This is a genomic window from uncultured Sphingomonas sp. (genome assembly GCF_964244265.1).
Classification (GTDB): domain Bacteria; phylum Pseudomonadota; class Alphaproteobacteria; order Sphingomonadales; family Sphingomonadaceae; genus Sphingomonas.
On record NZ_CAXTHV010000001.1, the window covers coordinates 72695 to 92812 of the forward strand.

General features: G+C 67.6%; 18 protein-coding genes. 5 read left to right on the top strand and 13 right to left on the bottom strand.

Annotated features, from left to right (window positions below):
- Nucleotide 1: 1 nt before the first annotated feature.
- From ACFE7K_RS00420 to pdhA, 6 genes are all read right to left on the bottom strand, one after another.
- Entirely contained in the window at nt 2-763 is a 762-nt protein-coding gene (locus ACFE7K_RS00420) for a nucleotidyltransferase family protein (RefSeq protein ID WP_375396174.1), read from the bottom strand.
- Nucleotides 760-1731: an aminoglycoside phosphotransferase family protein gene (locus ACFE7K_RS00425; RefSeq protein WP_375396279.1), complete on the bottom strand. Its 972-nt coding sequence runs from the start codon at nt 1729-1731 to the stop codon at nt 760-762. Before ACFE7K_RS00425 ends, ACFE7K_RS00420 begins: the two co-directional genes overlap by 4 nt.
- Nucleotides 1728-2171 (bottom strand): tRNA (adenosine(37)-N6)-threonylcarbamoyltransferase complex ATPase subunit type 1 TsaE, encoded by a 444-nt coding sequence (gene tsaE, locus ACFE7K_RS00430; RefSeq protein ID WP_375396175.1) that lies wholly within the window; start codon nt 2169-2171, stop codon nt 1728-1730. Before tsaE ends, ACFE7K_RS00425 begins: the two co-directional genes overlap by 4 nt.
- Nucleotides 2168-4519 (bottom strand): PAS-domain containing protein, encoded by a 2352-nt coding sequence (locus tag ACFE7K_RS00435; RefSeq protein ID WP_375396176.1) that lies wholly within the window; start codon nt 4517-4519, stop codon nt 2168-2170. The genes tsaE and ACFE7K_RS00435 overlap by 4 nt, the downstream gene beginning before the upstream one ends.
- A 78-nt stretch (nt 4520-4597) precedes the next feature.
- The gene (locus tag ACFE7K_RS00440; RefSeq protein ID WP_375396177.1) at nt 4598-6043 is read right to left on the bottom strand and encodes a pyruvate dehydrogenase complex E1 component subunit beta; all 1446 of its coding nucleotides are present in this window, start codon (nt 6041-6043) and stop codon (nt 4598-4600) included.
- On the bottom strand, nt 6043-7086 hold the full coding sequence (pdhA, locus tag ACFE7K_RS00445) for a pyruvate dehydrogenase (acetyl-transferring) E1 component subunit alpha (RefSeq protein WP_375396178.1): 1044 nt from the start codon (nt 7084-7086) through the stop codon (nt 6043-6045). The genes ACFE7K_RS00440 and pdhA overlap by 1 nt, the downstream gene beginning before the upstream one ends.
- 139 nt (nt 7087-7225) lie before the next feature.
- On the opposite strand from pdhA, the gene ACFE7K_RS00450 reads away from it, so the two are divergent.
- Genes ACFE7K_RS00450 through ACFE7K_RS00460 form a run of 3 tightly spaced genes read left to right on the top strand, consistent with a single transcriptional unit; the run spans nt 7226 to nt 10786 of the window.
- Nucleotides 7226-8506: an MFS transporter gene (locus tag ACFE7K_RS00450; RefSeq protein ID WP_375396179.1), complete on the top strand. Its 1281-nt coding sequence runs from the start codon at nt 7226-7228 to the stop codon at nt 8504-8506.
- Nucleotides 8503-9423 (top strand): cysteine synthase A, encoded by a 921-nt coding sequence (cysK, locus tag ACFE7K_RS00455; RefSeq protein ID WP_375396180.1) that lies wholly within the window; start codon nt 8503-8505, stop codon nt 9421-9423. Before ACFE7K_RS00450 ends, cysK begins: the two co-directional genes overlap by 4 nt.
- A 10-nt stretch (nt 9424-9433) precedes the next feature.
- Nucleotides 9434-10786: a cell wall hydrolase gene (locus ACFE7K_RS00460; protein WP_375396181.1), complete on the top strand. Its 1353-nt coding sequence runs from the start codon at nt 9434-9436 to the stop codon at nt 10784-10786.
- A gap of 7 nt (nt 10787-10793) precedes the next feature.
- Here the strand turns inward: ACFE7K_RS00460 and ACFE7K_RS00465 are convergent, their stop codons facing one another.
- Entirely contained in the window at nt 10794-11312 is a 519-nt protein-coding gene (locus tag ACFE7K_RS00465) for a hypothetical protein (protein WP_375396182.1), read from the bottom strand.
- Nucleotides 11309-11671, bottom strand: a complete 363-nt coding sequence (gene hisI / locus ACFE7K_RS00470) for a phosphoribosyl-AMP cyclohydrolase (protein WP_375396183.1) — start codon at nt 11669-11671, stop codon at nt 11309-11311. Before hisI ends, ACFE7K_RS00465 begins: the two co-directional genes overlap by 4 nt.
- A gap of 154 nt (nt 11672-11825) precedes the next feature.
- Here hisI and purF point away from each other — a divergent pair, with 154 nt between their 5' ends.
- Together purF and ACFE7K_RS00480 are read left to right on the top strand one after the other, a co-directional pair.
- Nucleotides 11826-13283, top strand: coding sequence for an amidophosphoribosyltransferase (gene purF / locus ACFE7K_RS00475; RefSeq protein ID WP_375396184.1), 1458 nt, complete (start codon nt 11826-11828; stop codon nt 13281-13283).
- 1 nt (nt 13284) lies between these two features.
- Nucleotides 13285-13992 (top strand): SDR family NAD(P)-dependent oxidoreductase, encoded by a 708-nt coding sequence (locus ACFE7K_RS00480; RefSeq protein WP_375396185.1) that lies wholly within the window; start codon nt 13285-13287, stop codon nt 13990-13992.
- On the opposite strand, the gene ACFE7K_RS00485 is transcribed toward ACFE7K_RS00480, so the two are convergent.
- From ACFE7K_RS00485 to ACFE7K_RS00505, 5 genes are all read right to left on the bottom strand, one after another.
- On the bottom strand, nt 13989-15182 hold the full coding sequence (locus tag ACFE7K_RS00485) for a class I SAM-dependent methyltransferase (RefSeq protein WP_375396186.1): 1194 nt from the start codon (nt 15180-15182) through the stop codon (nt 13989-13991). The genes ACFE7K_RS00480 and ACFE7K_RS00485 overlap by 4 nt on opposite strands.
- 72 nt (nt 15183-15254) lie before the next feature.
- A complete protein-coding gene (locus ACFE7K_RS00490; protein WP_375396187.1) occupies nt 15255-16631 on the bottom strand; it encodes a cryptochrome/photolyase family protein in 1377 nt (458 codons plus the stop codon).
- On the bottom strand, nt 16628-16873 hold the full coding sequence (locus tag ACFE7K_RS00495; RefSeq protein WP_375396188.1) for a GxxExxY protein: 246 nt from the start codon (nt 16871-16873) through the stop codon (nt 16628-16630). The genes ACFE7K_RS00490 and ACFE7K_RS00495 overlap by 4 nt, the downstream gene beginning before the upstream one ends.
- Before the next feature lie 112 nt (nt 16874-16985).
- Entirely contained in the window at nt 16986-18014 is a 1029-nt protein-coding gene (locus tag ACFE7K_RS00500) for a 2-oxoacid:ferredoxin oxidoreductase subunit beta (protein ID WP_375396189.1), read from the bottom strand.
- Nucleotides 18015-18101: 87 nt separating this feature from the next.
- Nucleotides 18102-20045 carry a 2-oxoacid:acceptor oxidoreductase subunit alpha gene (locus tag ACFE7K_RS00505; RefSeq protein ID WP_375396190.1) on the bottom strand — a complete coding sequence of 648 codons (1944 nt, stop codon included), beginning with the start codon at nt 20043-20045 and terminating at the stop codon, nt 18102-18104.
- Nucleotides 20046-20118: the final 73 nt, after the last annotated feature.

Consider the following 20118-nt stretch of genomic DNA (forward strand, 5'->3'; position numbering starts at 1 on the left):
GTCAGGCATCGGTCAGCATCGCCTCGGTACGCGGGATGGCGGCCGGCGTGCCGACGTCGAACCACAGACCCTGGTGCACCAGCCCGAACCCCCGCCCGGCGGCGATCGCCCGCTGCCAGAACAGCATCGTCGAAAACGGCCCTTCCGGCCAGTCGGCGAGCACGCGCGGCGACAGGATCTGGACCCCGGTATACACGAACGGCGCCAGCCGCCCGGGCTTGCGCCGCCCGGTGATCCGACCGCGCGCGTCGAGGTGAAAGTCGCCCAGCCCGCCATGATTGTGCGCGCGCGCCAGCGGCACCATCAGCAGCAACGCGTCCATCGCCGCATCGTCCCATTGCGCGGCGAGCAGGCGAATGGTGTCCGACGGCCCGTCGACCCACAGATTGTCGGCATTGGCAACCACGAACGCCCGGTCGCCAATCAGGTCACGCGCCTGGATCAGGCCGCCGCCGGTCTCCATCAACCGCCCGCGCTCGTCAGAGATGACCACCTCGATCCCTGTCACATGGTTGAGGATATGGGCTTCCAGCGCGTCGGCGAGATAATGGACGTTGACCACCGCGCGCCTGATTCCGGCGGCACGGAGCCGGTCGAAGACGTGGTCGAGTAACGGCTGCCCGGCGACCGTCACCAGCGGCTTGGGACGCGTGGCGGTCAGCGGCCGCATCCTCTTGCCCAGCCCAGCGGCCATGACCATCGCGGTGTCCGGCACGGTGCCCCCGGGATCGGGGCGGATCGACAGCGTGCGCCGCGGCTTCATCGTCCCGCCAGTACCATCGGATCGCCGCGCAGCGGCGGCGGGACGTTGGCGTCGAACCACGCCTTTACCGGCGCCAGCGCGGCATGCTCCAGGTCGCGGTTGAGATATGTCCACACCCGGGGGCAGAGCGCCGGATAGCGCGGCTTGCCATCGCGTTGCCAGAGGCGGGTAAAGATGCCGACAATCTTGGCGTTCCGCTGCGCCCCCAGCACATGATAGGCGGCGTCGAAATCGTTACTAACGCCCGTTGACCGACGATAACGGTCGAGCATCGCCGTCTCCAGCGCCGGCTCGACATCGCGCCGTGCGTCCTGCAGTAGGGATACCAGGTCATAGGCCGGGTGACCGGCCAGGGCGTCCTGGAAGTCGAGCAGGCCCAGCGCATCGGTGCCGCCGACCAGCATCAGGTTCTCGGCATGGTAATCGCGCAGCACCGTCACCGGGCAATCGGCCAGCGCGTGCGCGAACACCGCATCCCACGCCGCGCGATAACCCTCGGCATCCACGGCCACCCCGATTGCCGGACAATACCATTCGACCAGCAACCCCGCCTCGCGGTGCAGTTCGTCATGGTCATAGGCACGCCATGGCCCGGCCGGTCGCTCGCGCAGCCGGATCAGGATGTCGACCGCGGCTTCGTAGAGCCGGATCAGCGTCTCGGGCGCGGCATCGACCGTTTCGCGCATCCGCGCGTCGCCGAAATCCTCCAGCAATACGATCCCCCGGTCGAGATCGGTGCCGAGGATGGCGGGCGCGGGAAACCCCTGTTCGGTCAGCCACCGGGCGACCGCGATGAACGGCCGCGGGTCCTCGTGCGGCGGCGGCGCGTCCATCAGGATCGCGCTGCGGCCATGATCGGCGACCCGGAAATACCGGCGGAACGAGGCATCGCCGGCCAGCGGCAGGACGTCGGCCCCGCCCCATCCCAGCGACTGCAGGAACGCGGCGGCGCCCGCCGGCGGGTTCATGTCAAGGGCCATCGATCCCTCCATGCCCCGGGCCGGTCGACTGTCAAGGTACGCCCGCCGTCTTCGGCAAATTCCAGGACGAGGCGCAGCGCGTCGGGCCAGCGACCCGGCGCCCGTTCCGGCCATTCGACCAGCAGCAGCGAGTCGATCCGCGCCTCGTCGAGCCCGAGTTCGTCCATCTCGGCCGGATCCTCGATCCGGTAAAGGTCGACATGGAGCACCGAAAAGGCGATTTCGGGCGGCGCATAGGGCTGGACGAGCGCGAAGGTCGGCGAGGGCGCCTCTCCCGCCAGGCCGAGTGCGGCGAGCAGTCCACGCGCGATGCTGGTCTTGCCGGCTCCCAGCGGGCCGGAAAGCGTCACGACGTCGCCGGCCCGCGCCAACGCCGCGATCCGCGCGCCCAATGCGGCGCTGGCGGCGGGACCGGCAAGCGCGATCATCGCGGCAGCTCGACCGTCAGCAGCGTGCCCGCGCCCGCCTCGCTCAACAGCTCGATGCGGCCGCCATGCGCCTCGGCGAACTGCCTGGCGAGCGGCAGGCCCAGCCCAAGCGCGCGCTCGCCCCCGCCGGGCATCCCGGGCTGCGCAAAACGGTCGAAGGCGCGGGCGATCTCGCGCCGGTCCATGCCCGGCCCGTCGTCCGACACGATGATCCGCGCGGCCGCATCGGTGCCGTCGGTGTGGAGCAGGACGCGACCGTTCCGACCGACCGCGCCGACCGCGTGGCGCAACAGATGCTCGATCATCTGCTGCAGGCGACGGGGATCGCCGCGCACCGTACCGGTCGACGGCGACACGTCGATCGCAAAGTCGATATCCTTGTCGCGGGCCAGCGGGGCGATCACCTCGGCGGCATTGTGCGCGACCGTTTCCAGATCGACATCGCGTCGATCGAGCCGCCGCTTGTGGCCATCTTCGGTGGTCAGGTCGAGGACGTCGTCGACCAGCCCGGCCAGCCGCGCGACCGATTCGAGGATCGCATCGACATAGCCGTCCGCAGTGGGGCTCAGCTTGCCGGCATAGCCTTCGCCCAGCATCTCGGCGAACCCCTGGATCGAGGTCAGCGGCGTGCGCAATTCGTAGCTCATGTTGGCGACGAACGCGGTCTTGACCCGATCGGCATCCTCCAGCGCCTCGTTGCGGTCGCGCAACGCCTGTTCGATCCGCCGGCTGTCCGAAACGTCGAGCATCGTGAACAGCGCGTTGCCGTCGGGCAGCGGTACCCCGGCAAATTCATAGTGCCGCCCGTCGGCGAACGTCACGCGCCCGCCGCGCTGCTGGCGCTCGACCGCCGCCGATCGCACCAGGTCGGCAATGACCGCCGCGCGTGCCGGCTGAGCCAGCAGCGACGCGCCGCGCTCGACCAGCGCGTCGATCCGGGGATGGCTCGCGAGAAACTCCTCGTCGAAATCCCAGAGCCGGCGGAACCGGTTGTTCCATAATTGCAGTCGCCCATCGCCGGCGAACACCCCCAGCGCCTCGAACAGATTGTCGAACGTGGCGGTGCGGACGCGCAGCAGCGTGTCGCGCGCGCTGGCCAGCTGGACCTGCTCGGTACGGTCCTCGAAGATCAGCAGCAACCCGCCATCGGGCAATGGATGCGCGACGACGCGCAAATGGGTGCCGCCGGGCAATGCCCAGCTTTCCTCGATGGTACCGGTCGCGGCCAGGAACCAGTCGCGCCGCTCCGCCTTCCACCCGGGAAAGTCGCGAACCTCCGGCAACCGGTTGGCCTCGCGCATGCGTTCCAGCACGCGGTCGAATTCGGGCCGGTCGGCCAGCCATTCGCCGCGCATCGCGAAGATCCGCCGGAACGGCTGGTTGCAGAAGCCAAGCGTGCGGTCGGCGCCGAACTGCGCGACGCCCGCGGACAGCCGGTCGAGCATCACCCGCTGCGCCTCGGCGAAACGCTTGTTGCCGCCGCGCGCCTGCTCCAGCTCCTCGATATCGACCGCAAAGCCGGCGACCCCGCCGGGCGGCGTGGGCAACGGCACGTCGTGCACCCGCAGCATCCGCCGCGCGCCGCCAATCGTCGCCGGCAACGCCTGAACATTGGGGCGATCGCTGTCGAGCGCGCCCACCGCATTGGCCAGCGGCCCGCCCACGCCCGACGTCTCGACCAGCTCGACGCCGCGTGCGACGACATCGGCGGCGTCGGTCGCCTCGACCGCCTCGACATAGGCGGAATTGACCATCGCCAGCCGCAGGTCGGGGCCACGATACCACATCGGCAGCGGCGCGACCTCGATCAGGCCCTTCAGCGCGGCGAACGCCTTGCCGACCTCGTCGATCTCGTCGGCCAGCCGGGCGATCTCGGCCTGGCTGTCGGTCATGTCGAACACCCAGACCAGCACCGCTCCCGGCAGCCCCAGCGCGGCGGGCGCGCGATGGCCGCGCAATTGCAGCGATCGCGACGAGCCCAGCGGACGAACGGCAAAGGCGAAGGGCTGCCCCGCCTTCTGCGCCGCGACCACCGCCTCGCCCAGCCGCGCCAGGTCATCGGCCGCCAGCCCCGATCCGGGTGCCGCGAGATCGGCCAGGTAAGTTGGCGGCGGGGACAGGCCCAGCCACGAGGCAAGCCGGCCGGGCAAGTCGAGCGCCCCGTCGCCGCGCACCACCATCGCCAGCGCCGGCGCATTGCCCAGCATCGCCGCCAGCCGGTCGTTGCCGGCGATCGCCGCGGCCGCCTGCGCCCGGGCCCGCAACCCGAAATAAAGCATCGCGCTGGCCCCGGCCACGACGAGCGCCAGCACTGCGCCGGCAAGGGCCAGAATGGGGCTGGATATCACGTCAATTGGTCCACGGCAGCGCGTCTTTTCCCGTTTTGCCCCGTCCCGCCAGCAGAGAACGCAATGCCGGATGCCGGTTCAGCGGTTGCAGACCGTCCGGACCGTGGCCACGACCTTGTCCGCGCTGATCAGCGCCAGCTTCTCCAGGTTGGCGGCATAGGGCAGCGGCACGTCCTCGTCGGTGACCCGCAACAGCGGCGCGTCGAGGTCGTCAAACCCCTCCTCCATGACGAACGCCGCGACTTCCGAGGCGATCGAACAGGTCGGCCACCCTTCCTCGACGACGACGATGCGGTTGGTCTTGGCCAGCGATGCCAGCACGGTCCGGCGATCGAGGGGGCGCAGCGTGCGCAGGTCGATCACCTCGGCATCGATACCGTCGCCGGCCAGCGTCTCCGCCGCCTCCAATGCGATGCCGACGCCGATCGAATAGCTGACGATCGTAACGTCGTCGCCCTGGCGCATCACCCGCGCCTTGCCGATCGGCAACACCCAGTCGTCGACCTTGGGCACCTCGAAGCTCCGGCCATAGAGCAGTTCGTTTTCCAGGAACACGACCGGATCGTCGGTGCGGATCGCCGCCTTCAGCAGGCCCTTGGCATCGGCGGCGTCATAGGGCGCGATGACGATCAGGCCCGGCACGCTGGCATACCATGGCGCGTAATTCTGCGAATGCTGCGCACCGACGCGGCTGGCGGCGCCATTGGGTCCGCGGAACACCATCGGGCAGCGCATCTGGCCGCCCGACATGTAGTTGGTCTTGGCCGCCGAATTGATGATGTGGTCGATTGCCTGCATCGCGAAGTTGAAGGTCATGAACTCGACGATGGGCCTCAGGCCGCCCATCGCCGCGCCGGTCCCGACCCCGGCAAAGCCATATTCGGTGATCGGCGTGTCGATCACCCGCTTGTCGCCGAATTCGTCGAGCAACCCTTGCGTGACCTTATAGGCGCCCTGATACTGGGCGACCTCCTCGCCGATCACGAACACGCGGTCGTCGGCGCGCATCTCCTCGGCCATGGCGTCGCGCAACGCCTCCCGGACGGTCTGCTTGACCATCTCGGCGCCCGCCGGAAGTGTCGGATCGGCCACCTCCGCGTCATGCCTGGCCGCGTCGAACAGCTGCCGCGCGCCGGTCTCGACCTGATGAGGTTCGCCGGATTCGGGTTTGGGCGGCGCCTCTTCCTTCTCCCTCTCCCCCTCCTGCGCGGAAGGAGGGCTGGTATCCGATAAAGACACCGGCGACTGCTCCTCTTCCTCCCGGGGAGTGGGAGAGTCCTCGCCATCCCCGTCCAGCGTGGCGATCACCGTGCCGACTTTCACGTTGTCGCTGCCCTCGGCGATCAGGATCCTGCCGATCGTCCCTTCGTCGACCGCCTCGAACTCCATCGTCGCCTTGTCGGTCTCGATCTCGGCCAGGATGTCGCCGGACTTCACCGCGTCCCCTTCCTTGACCAGCCATCTGGCCAGCGTGCCTTCCTCCATCGTCGGCGACAAAGCCGGCATCTTGATCTCGATCGGCATCAATACGACTCCACCAATATGTCGGTGTAGAGTTCGGCGGGCTCCGGTTCGGGCGTCTGTTCGGCGAAATCGGCCGCTTCGTTGACCTGTTTCCTGGTCTCCTGCTCGATCGCCTTCAGTTCGGCTTCCTTGACCCCCATCTTGTCCAGCAACTTTCTGGCATGCTCGATCGGATCTGATTTGTCGCGCACCGCCTGCACTTCCTCCCGGCTGCGGTATTTGGCCGGGTCGGACATTGAATGGCCGCGATAGCGATAGGTCTTCATCTCCAGGATGATCGGCCCCTTGCCCGCCCGCACCCAGGCCAGCGCCTCCTCGGCGGCCCCGCGGCAGGCAAGCACGTCCATCCCGTCGATCTGCAGCCCGGGTATGCGGAAACTCTCGCCCCGCCTGTACAATTGATCCTCGGCGGACGAGCGGTTGACCGCGGTGCCCATCGCATATTGATTGTTCTCGATCACATAGACGATCGGCAGCTTCCACAGCTCGGCCATGTTGAAGCTTTCATAGACCTGGCCCTGATTGGCCGCGCCGTCGCCGAAATAGGCCAGGCATACGCCGCCATCGCCCTTGTACTTGTGGCTGAAGCCCAGCCCCGTCCCCAGCGACACCTGCGCGCCCACGATGCCGTGGCCGCCGTAGAATTTATGCTCGACGCTGAACATGTGCATCGACCCGCCCTTGCCCTTCGAGATGCCGGCTGCGCGCCCGGTCAGCTCGGCCATCACGTCCTTGGGCGGGATGCCGCTCAACAGCATATGGCCATGGTCGCGATAGCCGGTGATGACGCTGTCCTTGTCCGAAAGCGCCGATTGCAGTCCCACCGCGACCGCCTCCTGGCCGATATAGAGGTGGCAGAACCCGCCGATCAGGCCAAGGCCATAGAGCTGGCCGGCCTTTTCCTCGAACCTGCGGATCAGCAGCATCTGGCGATAAAAGCCGAGCAATTCGTCCTTCGACGCCTCGTACGGCCGCGGCTCGTCGGGCCGCTCGCGGTTGGGAATGGGCGGTTGCGCCGTCGCAAGGGAGGGAGTCTTGGCCACGACGGGCACCTCGTTCCAGGAAGGGGAGGTGCCGTCTATAGGCCGGGCGCCCATCCCTGTTCAATGATGCTGCGTGCCACCCTGACCAACCAATTGCCAGGTTGCCCCCCTTGCTGTTGCACGCCTAAAGCCGCGATCGATGTTTCCCGCCGACCACCCGTTCCGCATCGCTCATTTCCGGGCCTATTGGCTGTCGCGGCTGGCCAGCACGATCGCCTTGTCGGGGATGTCGATCATCATCGGCTGGCAGGTCTATGGCATCGCCCGGCAAACGATGCCGATCCGCGAGGCGACCTTCCTGCTCGGCATGATCGGCGCGGCGCAATTCGTGCCGTTGTTCGTGCTGACCCCGGTCGTGGGCCTGGCCGCCGATACCTTCGATCGCCGCTGGATCGTGCGCGCGACGACCGCCCTGGTGACGCTGACCACGGCTACCCTGGGCATATTGACGGCGATGGGCCGGATCGGCCTCCTCCCGCTGTTCCTGGCGGCGGCCGCGATCGGCATTGCGCGGGCCTTTGCCGGGCCCGCTTATTCGGCGCTGGCACCCAACCTCGTGCCGCGCAAGACATTGCCGACGGCGATCGCGGTCAGTTCGATCGCGTGGCAGGTCGGCTCGATCGCCGGCCCCAGCCTGGGCGGGTTGCTGTTCGCGATCCATCCCGACGTTGCCTATGGTACGTCGACCGCCTTGTTTCTCGTCTCGTTCGGACTGATTTTCCTGATCGGCAAGGTGCCCCAGCCGCAATCGCAACCCGATCACCGCCCGCTGGCGCGGATCGTCGAAGGCTTCACCTATGTGCGGCGCAATCGGCTGGTGCTGGCGACGATCACGCTCGATCTGTTCGCGGTGCTGCTGGCCGGCGCGACCGCGTTGCTGCCGGTGTTCGCGCGCGACATTCTCCATGTCGGCAGCCAGGGGCTGGGGCTGCTTGCGTCCGGCATGGGGATCGGTGCCACGGCAACCGCGTTCTTCTTCTCGTTCCGGCCGATGAAGGCGAATGTCGGGGTAAAGATGCTGACGGCGGTGATCGTGTTCGGCACCGCGATCGTGACCTTCGGCTTGTCGTCATGGTTCTGGCTGAGCCTTGCCGCGTTGGTCGTGGCGGGCGGGGCCGACATGGTGTCGGTCTATGTCCGCTCCTCGCTGATCCAGCTGCACACGCCCGATGCGATGCGCGGCCGGGTAAGCGCGGTGTCGCAACTGACGATCTCCGCCTCCAACGAGCTCGGCGAGGCTGAAAGCGGCCTGCTCGGCGCGCTGCTGGGGCCGGTCGGCGCGGTGGTGTTCGGTGGTGTCGGGGCGATCCTGGTGACCATCCTGTGGTCCCGACTGTTCCCCGAGCTGCGACTTGCAAAGTCGTTCGACCCACCCGAAATCCTCGCTGTCCCCCCCGCGCACGGAGTCACCCAGCCATGAAGGCAGAAAGCATTCTGGAGACGATCGGCAACACCCCGCATATTCGGTTGCGCAAGCTGTTCCCCGACGCCGAGGTATGGATCAAGTCCGAGCGGACCAATCCCGGCGGATCGATCAAGGATCGCATCGCGCTGGCGATGATCGAGGCGGCGGAAGCGTCGGGCGCGCTGAAGCCGGGCGGCACGATCATCGAGCCGACCAGCGGCAATACCGGGATCGGGCTGGCGATGGTCGCTGCGGTCAAGGGCTATCCGGTCATCCTGGTGATGCCCGAAAGCATGTCGATCGAGCGCCGGCGCGTGATGCTGGCCTATGGCGCGCGCTTCGACCTGACGCCGCGCGAAAAGGGGGTCAAGGGCGCCATCGAACGCGCGCTGGAACTGGTGGCGCAGACTCCCGGCGCCTGGATGCCGCAGCAATTCGAGAATCCGGCGAATGTCGACGTCCACGTCCGCACGACCGCGCAGGAAATCCTGGCCGACTTTGCCGACACGCCGATCGACGTGCTGATCACCGGGGTCGGCACCGGCGGCCATATCACCGGGGTCGCCGAGACGCTGAGGAAGCACTGGCCCGACCTCAAGGTCTATGCGGTCGAGCCCGAGGCATCGCCGGTGATATCGGGGGGCCAGCCGGGCCCACATCCGATCCAGGGGATCGGCGCCGGCTTCATTCCCGACAATCTCCATACCGCGGTCCTCGACGGCGCCATCAAGGTCGATGCGAACGTCGCCAAGGATATGGCGCGCCGCGCGGCGGCCGCGGAAGGGATGCTGGTCGGGATCAGCTCGGGCGCCACGCTGGCCGCGATCCTGCAGAAGCTTCCCGATCTGCCCGACGAAGCGCGCGTGCTCGGCTTCAACTACGACACCGGCGAGCGTTACCTGTCGGTGCCGGACTTCCTGCCGGAGGCTTGAGCGGCCGGCGATGACCACGGCCGTTCCGCGTGCCTGGCCGGCGCTTCCCCCGGCCTTGCGCCGGGTGCTGGCACTGATTGCGATGACGGCGGTCGTGGTCCCGGCGGTGCTGGTCCGGCAGGCGCCGCCGCCGCTCCGACCACAGCCTCCGATCGTGGCGCCGCGTCGCGTCGTCCCGCCGACCGAACTCCCGCCGGTCGAACCGGTCGCGCTGCAGGTGCTCGATCCGCGGGATGCGCGGATATTCAACGCATCGATCCCGTTTTCGGCCCTGCCCAATCCCCCGGCCAGGCCCTTTTATCTTAATGGCTCAACCCAAGCCCACGCCCGCGCCGTGGACTGCCTGGCGGTCGCCGTGCTCTACGAGGCGGGCGACGACACGCTGGGTGAACGCGCGGTCGCCCAGGTGATCGTCAACCGCGCCCGCCATCCGGCCTTTCCCAAGTCGATCTGCGGCGTGGTGTTCCAGGGGTCGGACCGGGCGACCGGCTGCCAATTCACCTTTACCTGCGACGGCGCGCTCGCCCGGTGGCGGCCCTCGGACGCGGCCTGGCGGCGCGCGCGGGCGGTCGCGACGGCGGCGCTGAACGGGTCGGTCCTGGCGCAGGTCGGCTATGCCACCCATTACCATACCGACTGGGTCGTTCCCTATTGGAGTTCCAGCCTGGACAAGGTCGTGGCGGTGGAAACGCACCTGTTCTTCCGGTGGACCGGCTGGTGGGGGACGCCGGCGGCGTTTCGGCGGTCGATCAGTGGCGACGAGCCGGCGATCACCGCGCTGGCGCCGTTCTCCGATGCCCACCGCGCCGGGGCGGTAATGGCGGAAAGCAATGCCGCAACGATCGCCGCCGCGGCGGTCACCGGCGGCGCCGCTACCGGCGGGTCGCTGTCGATCGATCCCAACAGCTTCATCGTCACGCTCGATCCCGGGCTGGCGCCCGAGGCCTTCCAGGCGGTGGCGCTCAGGACCTGCGGCGCGCGCGATTACTGCAAGCTGATGGCGTGGACCGACCGCAAGCTCACCCCCGCCAGCCTGCCGCTCGACCAGGGCCAGATCGTGACCATGGCGTTCAGCTTCCTGCGCGACCGCCAGCGCGGTTATGAGAAGGCATTGTGGAACTGCGGACAGTTCAAGCGCGCCGGCCCGGGCCAGTGCATGAAGCTGCAGGTGCTCGGCACCATCGCGGCGCCCGTCCCGGGAGGCCGGGCGGCGCAGCCGCCGGTCGCCGTCGGCGGCGCGGCGCCGCAGGTCACGTTTAGGCTGTCCCCCGCGACACCCGACGGTCTTGGCGGGGTACGGCGCAAGGTTTTGCCCACACCCCCCGCCATTCCGGGTCCCGCCCCAGTCCCGAAGACGCCCTGACGGTCGTTCAGTGCCCGGCGGTGCAGAGCAGCTTGCCCGATCCGCCGCGCAGCGCCGCCGCCTCGGAGGGCGAGTCGCTCAATCGCTCGACAGCCAGCCCGTCGAGCGAAGCCCGGCGTGTACAGGCTTTCCGGCAGGCATCGGGCAGGCTGCCGGGAAAGACCACCCGGTCGCCTTCGAAACGGGCGTCGAAGCGGCACCCCGTGACGGTGGCGAGATCGATGTGCAGCCTCTCGCCATCATGGGTCGCGGCGCCGGTCGCCGCGCAATTGTGGTCGTCGCCATAGTCGACGAACATGCCGACCCGGAAAGCGGTGCCGTTTGGCACCACGCACAAGCGATCGCTATCGCGCGCATAGAGCCCCGTCGGACCAATGCGGTCGGGGTCGGCGACGATACCGGCCGCGATCGCCGCCTTTTCCAGGCTAGTCGCGGTTGATGCGGCGTCCGGCGGTGCAGTCGACGCGGCGCGCTGGCACCCCGCCAGCGCCAGGGCCAGCGCCGGCAGCAGCATCGATGGTTTCACCCCACCCGCTCCAACACCCAGCCGGTCAGCCGGCGATAGAAGCAGCTACGCTCGCCGGTGTGGCAGGCGGGGCCTGCCGCCTCGACGATCAGCCAGACCGCGTCCTGATCGCAGTCGATGCGGATGTCGCGGACCTTCAGGATGTTGCCCGACGTCTCGCCCTTCCTCCACAAGGCCGCGCGGCTGCGCGACCAGAAATGCGCTTCGCCGGTGGCGGCCGTCAGCGCCAGCGCCTCGGCATTCATGTGGGCGACCATCAGCACCTCGCCGGTCGCCGCCTCGGTGGCGACGGCCGTAACCAAACCGGCCGAATCGAATTGGGGGTCGAGCCTCAGCCCGGTCTCGTGCGGATCGTTCATCGCCCTGCCCTACCCCTAACCATGACCCGCGCCCAGTATCGGCATGTCGGCGCATCGCGGTCATTTGACCGACAAAAGCCTTCTCGTGACATTCACGCGACAAACCCGAATGGTGCTCCTATAGGCTCTGCCATCACGTGATCCGCAAGGCCAGATGCTGACCACCAATCCCTTTGACGACGACAAGCTGCACGAGGAGTGCGGGCTGTTCGGGGTGTCCGCGCTGGACAGCGCTGCCGCGCTCGTCGCGCTGGGCCTCCATGCGCTCCAGCATCGTGGCCAGGAAGCTGCGGGCATCACCAGCTTCGACGGCAAGTATTTTCATACCCACCGGGCAATGGGCCACGTCGCGGGAAATTTCGATCGCGACGAGGTGATCGGCGGCCTTCCGGGCACGATCGCCTGCGGCCATGTCCGCTATTCGACGACCGGCGAGACCGCGCTGCGCAACGTCCAGCCGCTTTATGCCGAACTTGCCGCGGGCGGCTTTGCGATCGCGCATAACGGCAACATCTCGAACGCGATGCGCCTGCGCCGCGATCTGGTCGAGCGCGGCGCGATCTTCCAGTCGACCAGCGATACCGAAGTCATCATCCATCTCGTCGCGACCAGCAGCTATCGCGACCCGCTGGATCGCTTCATCGACGCGCTGCGCCGGGTCGAGGGCGCCTATTCGCTGGTGGTGATGACCCCCGACAGCATGATCGCATGCCGCGACCCGCTCGGCTTCCGCCCGCTGGTGATGGGCAAGCTCGACGATGCGATCATCTTCGCGTCCGAGACCGTGGCGCTCGACGTGGTCGGCGCCGAATTCGTCCGGGCGGTCGATCCCGGCGAGCTGGTGATCGTCCAGGGCACCGAGATCCGGTCGCTGCGCCCGTTCACGCCGCAGGCGCCTAGGGCGTGCGTGTTCGAATGGGTCTATTTCTCGCGGCCCGATTCGATCGTCGGCGACAAATCGGTCTATTCGGTGCGTAAGGCGATCGGCGCCCAGTTGGCGATCGAATCGCCCGTCGACGCCGACCTGGTCATCCCGGTCCCCGATTCGGGCGTGCCCGCCGCGATCGGCTTTGCCCAGCAATCGGGCATCCCGTTCGAGCTGGGCATCATCCGATCGCATTATGTCGGACGCACCTTCATCCAGCCAGGCGACAAGGTGCGCCGGCTGGGCGTCAAGCTGAAGCACAATGCCAATCGCGCGCTGATCAAGGGCAAGTCGGTCGTGCTGATCGACGATTCGATCGTCCGCGGCACCACCAGCCTGAAGATCGTCGAGATGATGCGCGAGGCCGGGGCGAGCCAGGTCCATATGCGGATCGCCAGCCCGCCGACGCGCAACAGCTGCTTCTACGGGGTCGACACGCCCGAACGCGCCAAGCTGCTCGCCGCGCAGATGGATGTCCGCGGCATGACCGACTTCATCCACGCCGACACGCTGGCCTTCGTGTCGATCGACGGCCTGTACAAGGCGCTGGGCGAAAGCGGCCGCGCGCCCGTCATGCCGGGCTATTGCGACGCCTGCTTCACCGGCGATTATCCCACCCCCCTGACCGACCAGGCGGAGGCGAACCCGGCCGACCTGCTCGCGCTCCATCCGGAACCCGCCGAATAGCATGGCCCATCGACTGGACGGACAGCTCGCGCTGGTCACCGGCGCAAGCCGGGGGATCGGTGCGGCGACCGCGCTGGCGCTGGCGCAGGGCGGCGCGCACGTCGTGCTGACCTCGCGTACCGCCGCCGGGCTGGAGCAGGTGGAAGAGCAGATCCACGCCGCCGGCGGCAACGCCACGATCGCCCCCCTCGACCTAGTCGAGAGCGACGGCATCGGCCGGCTGGCGGCGGCGATCGCCGGACGGTGGCCAGCGCTCGACATCCTGGTGCTCAATGCCGCGACCCTGGGCTCGCTGGCCGCGGTGCCTGCGATCGACCCCGGCGAGTTCGCCCGCGTCCTGACCCTGAACGTCAGCGCGCAGGCGGCGCTGATCGCCGCCTTCGACCCATTGCTGCGCAGGTCGGCACGGGGGCGCGTGGTCGCGGTGACCTCCAGCGTCGGCCGCCGCCCCCGAGCCTATTGGGGGGCATATGGCGCGTCGAAGGCGGCGATGGAGACCCTGGTCCTGTCCTATGGCGAGGAAGTGGAAGCGGTCAGCGCGATCCGCGTCGCCATTATCGATCCCGGCGCGACGCGCACCGACATGCGCGCGCGTGCCTATCCCGGCGAGGACCCGGCGAGCGTCAAACCGCCCGAGACCGTGGCCGCGCGCATCGTTGACCTGATTGCGGGCGACCTCGCGACCGGCCATGTCGAGCGCATGAGCTAAACCTTGGTGAGCGTGACCTGCGCCACATCGACGCCGCCCCCGCGAAAACCGCCTTCACAATACATCAGATAATAGCGCCATCTGGCGATGAATTGCCGGTCGAATTGGGGGGACAGGCGATCCTCGGCGACCGACCGGTCGAAGGCGTCGCGCCAGCGCCGCAGCGTCTCGGCATAGTCGTGCCCAAATCCGATCCGGTCATGCCAGGCCAATCCCAGTCCCTCCGCAAGCGCGCGAAACCGGGTTTCCGAGACCAGCATGCCGCCGGGAAAGATATAGCGCTGGATGAAGTCGACATTGTCCGCATAATCGGCGAAGATCGCGTCGTCGATCGCGATATATTGAAGCGCCGCGCGCCCCCCCGGTTTGAGGGCGGTGGCGATCACCTGGAGATAGTCCGCCCAATATTCGGCACCGACCGCCTCGACCATTTCGATGCTGGCGACCGCGTCATAGGATCCGCGCACATCGCGGTAGTCGGTCAGCGATATTTCGACGCCGGACAAGCCCTGCCGCGCCATTCTGTCCTCGGCATACGCCTTCTGCTCGCTTGACAGGGTGATGCCGTGCACACCGATCCCGCCGCGCGCGGCGACCTCGGCGAACGAGCCCCAGCCGCAGCCGATTTCCAGGAGGCGGTCGCCAGGCCGACATCCGGTGCGGTCGAGCATGGCCGACAGCTTGGCGGCCTGGGCCTCGGCCAGCGTCTGGTCGGGGCGGGCGGGATCGAACAAGGCACTCGAATAGGTCATGCCGGGATCGAGCCAGGGCGCGTAGAAATCGTTCCCGAGATCATAATGATCGCGGATGTTGCGAGGCGCGCCGGCGCGGTCGTTTCGCCGGGCGCGGTGCCATGCACGCTTGACGAGCCGCGACACCCCGTGCGCGCGCGACGGCGCCGCCAGCCCATGACGGTTGCGCGAGAACAGTTCGAACAGGCATTCCGGATGCGGGCTGTCCCATTCACCCGCGGCCCATGCCTGATACCAGCCGATCGATCCCCCGCTGAACAGCCGCCACAGCGCCCGCCACGAGCGCAGGATGACCGCGACCTCCGGTCCCGGCGCGTGTCCGCCCAGCCGGCGCCGGCTGCGGTCGGGCAAGGTCAGGTCGATCGTGCCTTCCGCCAGTCCGGCATGGATGCGCGCGAGGACCAGCCTGCCAGGCACGGCCAATAGGGTGTCACTCATCGCCGAACCGCCCATGGCTGCGCATCGCGGCTCCGATGCACCGGCATGGATGCTTCGCCAAGTCCCGGCCGTTCAGCGCATCTTCGCGGCGGCCGCCAGTGCGCGCTCGCGCGCCTCGCGATGGCCGATCAGCTTGGCCGAATAGGCGTCGGGCCGGCAACCGGCCGCGTCGGGATCGTGGATCGCGGCATCCGGCAGGCTGGCCAGCTCGGGCACCCAGCGGCGGATATAACCGCCCGCGTCGAACTTCTCGGACTGGGTCAGCGGCGCCATGATCCGGCCGAACATGTTGGCGTCGACCCCGGACCCGGCGACCCATTGCCAATTGACCGAATTGTTGCCGTAATCGGCATCGACCAGGCAGTCCCAGAACCAGCGCTCGCCCTCGCGCCAGTCGATCAGCAGATGCTTGATCAAGAACGACGCGGTGATCATCCGGACGCGATTGTGCATCCAGCCGCTCGTCCACAGCTGGCGCATCCCGGCGTCGACGATCGGATAGCCGGTGCGCCCCTGTTGCCAGGCGCGCAGGTCGGCGCGTGCCGCCGGTCCCTCGCGCCACGGCAGGGCGTCGAACCGTGCCCGGCCATTGATCGAGGCGTAATCGGGCAATTGCAGGACCACGTTCTGCGCATAATCGCGCCACGCCAGCTCGGCGAGGAAGATGTCGGCCGACCCGCCCGCATCCGCTACGCGAGGCCAGACCTGGCGAGGTGATACCTCCCCGAAATGGAGGTGCGGCGAGAGGCGCGAGCTGCCCTCGATCGACGGCAGGTTGCGCGTGGCGTCGTAGCGTCCGGCATGGTCGACAAAGACGTCCAGGCGGGCATGCCCGCCCGCTTCGCCGGGAGTCCATTCCTCGTCGAGGCCGCCGGCCCAATCAGGCTGGCCGGGCCGCAAATCCCAGTCGCCCAGCGTGTCCGATATTGGCCAGCGCGAGGGCGCGGGAATGTCGCGCGGGCAATCGACCGGCGCAGACGGCGGCATGACGCCACGCAATGCCCGCCAGAACGGCGTATAGATCTTGTAGGGCTGCCCGGACCCCGAGATGATCGACCCCGGCGGCGCCAGGTAATTGCCGTCATGACAGACGAGGTCGAGCCGTCTGGCCACCGCCGCTTGCGCATTGCGCCACCATGGCTCGTAATGGCGCAGGCAATGGACGCGTCCCGCCCCAGTCTCGTCGGCCAGCGCCGCCAGCACCGCGTCGGACTTGCCCCGCCGCAGGATCAGCCGCGACCCCTGGGCGCGCAGGTCGCGATCGAGCGAGGCGAGGCTGTGATGCAGCCACCACCGCGATGCGCCACCCATGGCCCATTGCTTGGCAGTCTCGTCATCGAGAATATAGACCGGCACCACTGGCCCTTCGGCTGCCGCGGCGACGAGCGCCGGCTGGTCGTGCAGCCGCAGGTCCCGGCGAAACCAGAGGAGGGTTGGTACAGCGGTCATCGCCACCGGCGCAGACGTTCTGCAGATAGGATTTGCCTCACGTCCTTGAACGTATAGGCGCCGAAGTTCATCGAAAGGCCCAGCGGCTTGTCCGTGAGGCGAAGGCAGGTGAGCATTTGGTTGCCATGCACCGGCACAAATCCCTCAATGGACTTCAGTTCGATCAACAGCTGGTCCTCGATCGGCAGGTCCGCACGACGGCCTTCGTCCAGCAGGGTGCGCCTAACCGGATCGGATCGCACCTAGTGCCTTGTGCAGCCGATACCCGCAATCAACCGCAGTTCCCGCCAGATCCCCAAGAGCATCGCTCAACAATCTTCCTTCGTGTCTTTGTGTCCTTGTGTGAGATGATCCTTATTCGACCCGAGGTTCCTTCTCGACCTGCCACGTCTGACCCTGGCTCAGCAGTTTTTGGAGATCGGGCTGCTTGCCCTGACTGGCCGTCGCGTTCTGCGCGATCACCGCGCTGTCGAAGGTCGGAGCGGGGTCGTCGTACAGCACGCCGAGCGCCATCGGGAAGGCGCCGAACGGCATTTCCACCAGCAGATGGGCAAGCCCGCAATTGGTCCGGTCGTGGACCAGCACGCCCGCCGCCTGCCAGTCGCCCCCGACCACGTCGACGACCTTGAGCACCAGCCGATCGACGTCAAGCGCAAGACCCCTGGTCTCTCCCGCGAACGTCAGCGGCTTGCCATGATCGACCCATAATTGATTGCCGGCATTGGCTTTCTCGGTAAACGGCGCGAACACGTCGTCATTATAAACGATGCAATTCTGGAAGATCTCGACGAACGCCGCGCCGTTATGTGCATGCGCCGCCTTGAGCACCGCGGGCAGGTTCTTGTTGACGTCGATGCCGCGCGCGACGAACCGCGCGCCGCTGCCCAGGGCGAACGCGCAAGGGTTGGCGGGGCGGTCGACCGAGCCCAGCGGCGTCGACGGGCTCCTGGTCCCGATCCGGCTGGTCGGCGAATATTGGCCCTTGGTCAGGCCGTAAATCTCGTTGTTGAACAGCAGAACCTGGCAGTTCAGGTTGCGCCGCAGCAGGTGCATCGTGTGGTTGCCGCCGATCGACAGCGCGTCGCCGTCGCCAGTGATGATCCACACGTCGAGCTCGGGATTGGCGAGCTTGATCCCCGTCGCCACCGCCGGCGCGCGGCCGTGAATGGTATGGAAGCCATAGGTCTCCATGTAATAGGGAAAGCGCGACGAACAGCCGATGCCGCTGACGAACACCGTGTTCTCTGGCCGCGCGCCGATCTCCGGCATGGTCCGCTGCACCGCCTTCAGGATCGCATAATCACCGCAGCCGGGGCACCAGCGTACCTCCTGGTCGGTCTCCCAATCCTTGGGCTTGGTCGTGACGGGGGTCATGTCGTTCATCGGATCATCCGGTCAAAGTTCACGAAAAGTCACAGGGTCCGCACGGTGCCGCCCTTTGCAAGGTTCCGGAAGTCCCCGAAAGCGGCATCAATCGTTCACCGCCTGGACGCTCGGCAGCTGGGCAGCATCGGCGGGCACCTCGCCACCCTCGTTACCCGGAATGCCGTCGAAGAAGGCGGCGATCGCCGCCTCGATTTCGACGATGCGGAAAGGCTGGCCGGATACCTTGTTAAGCGGCCTGGCATCGACCAAGAACTGGTCACGCAGCACGGTCTTGAGCTGGCCGGTGTTCATTTCGGGCACCAGGATATGCTCAAAGCCCCTGAGTAGGACACCCAGATTCGCCGGCATCGGCCAGATGTGGCGGATATGGACATGGGCGACGTCCAGCCCGGCGCGGCGGGCGCGGCGTACCGCCTGGTGGATCGGCCCGAAGGTCGAGCCCCAGCCGACCACGACCAGCTTGCCCGACGTCCCGCCCAGCTCGACCGACTGGTCCGGCACGGCGATGCCGACGACCTTGGCCTGGCGGATATCGGTCATCGCCTGATGGTTGGCCGGGGAATAGTCGATATTGCCGCTGCCTTGCGCCTTCTCTATGCCACCGATGCGATGGAGCAGGCCGGGCGTCCCGGGCTTGACCCACGGGCGGGCCAGCTTGCTGTCGCGCGAATACGGCTGAAATACTTCGGCCGGCGCTTCCTCGAGAAAGCGTACCGGAAAAGTCGCATAGTCGCTGACCGTCGGCACTTTCCAAGGCTCGGCGGCATTGGCGATATAACCATCGGTCAGCACCATTACCGGGGTCATGTATTGCGTGGCGATGCGCACCGCCTCGATCGCGACCTCGAATGCATCTGCCGGGCTGCGCGCGGCGATCACCGGCATCGGCGCGTCGCCGTTGCGTCCGTACACCGCCTGGTACAGGTCGCTCTGCTCGGTCTTGGTGGGAAGCCCGGTCGACGGGCCGCCGCGCTGCGAATTGATGATGACCAGCGGCAGCTCGGTCATGATCGCCAGGCCCATCGCCTCGCCCTTGAGCGCGATCCCTGGACCGGAGGACGAGGTCACGCCCAATTGCCCGGCATAGGACGCGCCGATCGCCGCGGCGATCGCGGCGATTTCGTCCTCCGCCTGGAACGTGGTGATGCCAAACTCCTTCAACCGGCTGAGATGATGGAGGATCGCCGAGGCCGGGGTGATCGGATAGCCGCCGAAGAACAGCGGCACGCTGGCCAGCTGCGCGCCGGCGACGAGGCCCATCGAGATCGCCTCCGCCCCCGTCACCGTCCGGTACAGGCCGGGCTCGGCGGGCGCCGCCGCGACATGATGCTGCTTCATCGGCCCGGCCAGCTCGGCGGTCTCACCATAGGCATGGCCAGCGTTCAGCGCGGCGATGTTGGCGTCGGCGAGCGTCGGCGCCTTGGCAAACTTGGTCCTGAGCCACGCGACCAGCGGCGCCCGGTCGCGATCGAACATCCACAGCGCCAGCCCCAGCGTCCACATGTTCTTGCAGCGCAGCGCTTCCTTGTTGCCGAGGCCGAACGGCTTGACCGCATCGAGCGTCAGCTGCGAGATGTTGAACGCGAGCAACTGCCATTTCGCCAGGCTGTCGTCGGTCAGCGGGTCGGCGTCGTATTTGGCCTTGTCGAGGTTGCGTTTCGAGAATTCGCCGGCGTCGGCGATGATCAGCCCGCCGGGCTTCAATGCCTCGACATTGGTCTTGAGCGCCGCCGGGTTCATCGCGACGAGCACGTCGAGCGCGTCGCCCGCGGTCTCGATCGCGGTCGACCCGAAGTTGATCTGAAAGGCCGAAACGCCGAACAGCGTGCCCAGCGGCGCGCGGATCTCGGCCGGAAAGTCGGGGAAGGTTGCCAGATCGTTGCCCGCCAGCGCGGTCGACAGCGTGAACTGTCCCCCGGTCAGTTGCATGCCGTCACCGGAATCGCCGGCGAAACGGACGACGACGGATTCGGACAACGGATGGGCGGACGCCTCTTCAGGCGTCACTTCGTGAATGGCGGTGGCCATGTCGGCGCGTGTCCCTGCGTATCTGTTCGAGCCGCGTCTGTAGGCGCGGTCCTCTCCCCGGCCAACGTAGATC

Coding starts and splice junctions, on each gene's coding strand:
- purF (WP_375396184.1), top strand. CDS start 11,826: ATGCTGACCACCAATCCCTTTGACGACGACAAGCTGCACGAGGAGTGC.
- ACFE7K_RS00490 (WP_375396187.1), bottom strand. CDS start 16,631: ATGACCGCTGTACCAACCCTCCTCTGGTTTCGCCGGGACCTGCGGCTG.
- ACFE7K_RS00505 (WP_375396190.1), bottom strand. CDS start 20,045: ATGGCCACCGCCATTCACGAAGTGACGCCTGAAGAGGCGTCCGCCCAT.
- ACFE7K_RS00425 (WP_375396279.1), bottom strand. CDS start 1,731: ATGAACCCGCCGGCGGGCGCCGCCGCGTTCCTGCAGTCGCTGGGATGG.
- ACFE7K_RS00420 (WP_375396174.1), bottom strand. CDS start 763: ATGAAGCCGCGGCGCACGCTGTCGATCCGCCCCGATCCCGGGGGCACC.
- ACFE7K_RS00440 (WP_375396177.1), bottom strand. CDS start 6,043: ATGCCGATCGAGATCAAGATGCCGGCTTTGTCGCCGACGATGGAGGAA.
- ACFE7K_RS00485 (WP_375396186.1), bottom strand. CDS start 15,182: ATGAGTGACACCCTATTGGCCGTGCCTGGCAGGCTGGTCCTCGCGCGC.
- hisI (WP_375396183.1), bottom strand. CDS start 11,671: ATGAACGATCCGCACGAGACCGGGCTGAGGCTCGACCCCCAATTCGAT.
- cysK (WP_375396180.1), top strand. CDS start 8,503: ATGAAGGCAGAAAGCATTCTGGAGACGATCGGCAACACCCCGCATATT.
- ACFE7K_RS00460 (WP_375396181.1), top strand. CDS start 9,434: ATGACCACGGCCGTTCCGCGTGCCTGGCCGGCGCTTCCCCCGGCCTTG.
- ACFE7K_RS00450 (WP_375396179.1), top strand. CDS start 7,226: ATGTTTCCCGCCGACCACCCGTTCCGCATCGCTCATTTCCGGGCCTAT.
- ACFE7K_RS00480 (WP_375396185.1), top strand. CDS start 13,285: ATGGCCCATCGACTGGACGGACAGCTCGCGCTGGTCACCGGCGCAAGC.
- ACFE7K_RS00500 (WP_375396189.1), bottom strand. CDS start 18,014: ATGAACGACATGACCCCCGTCACGACCAAGCCCAAGGATTGGGAGACC.
- tsaE (WP_375396175.1), bottom strand. CDS start 2,171: ATGATCGCGCTTGCCGGTCCCGCCGCCAGCGCCGCATTGGGCGCGCGG.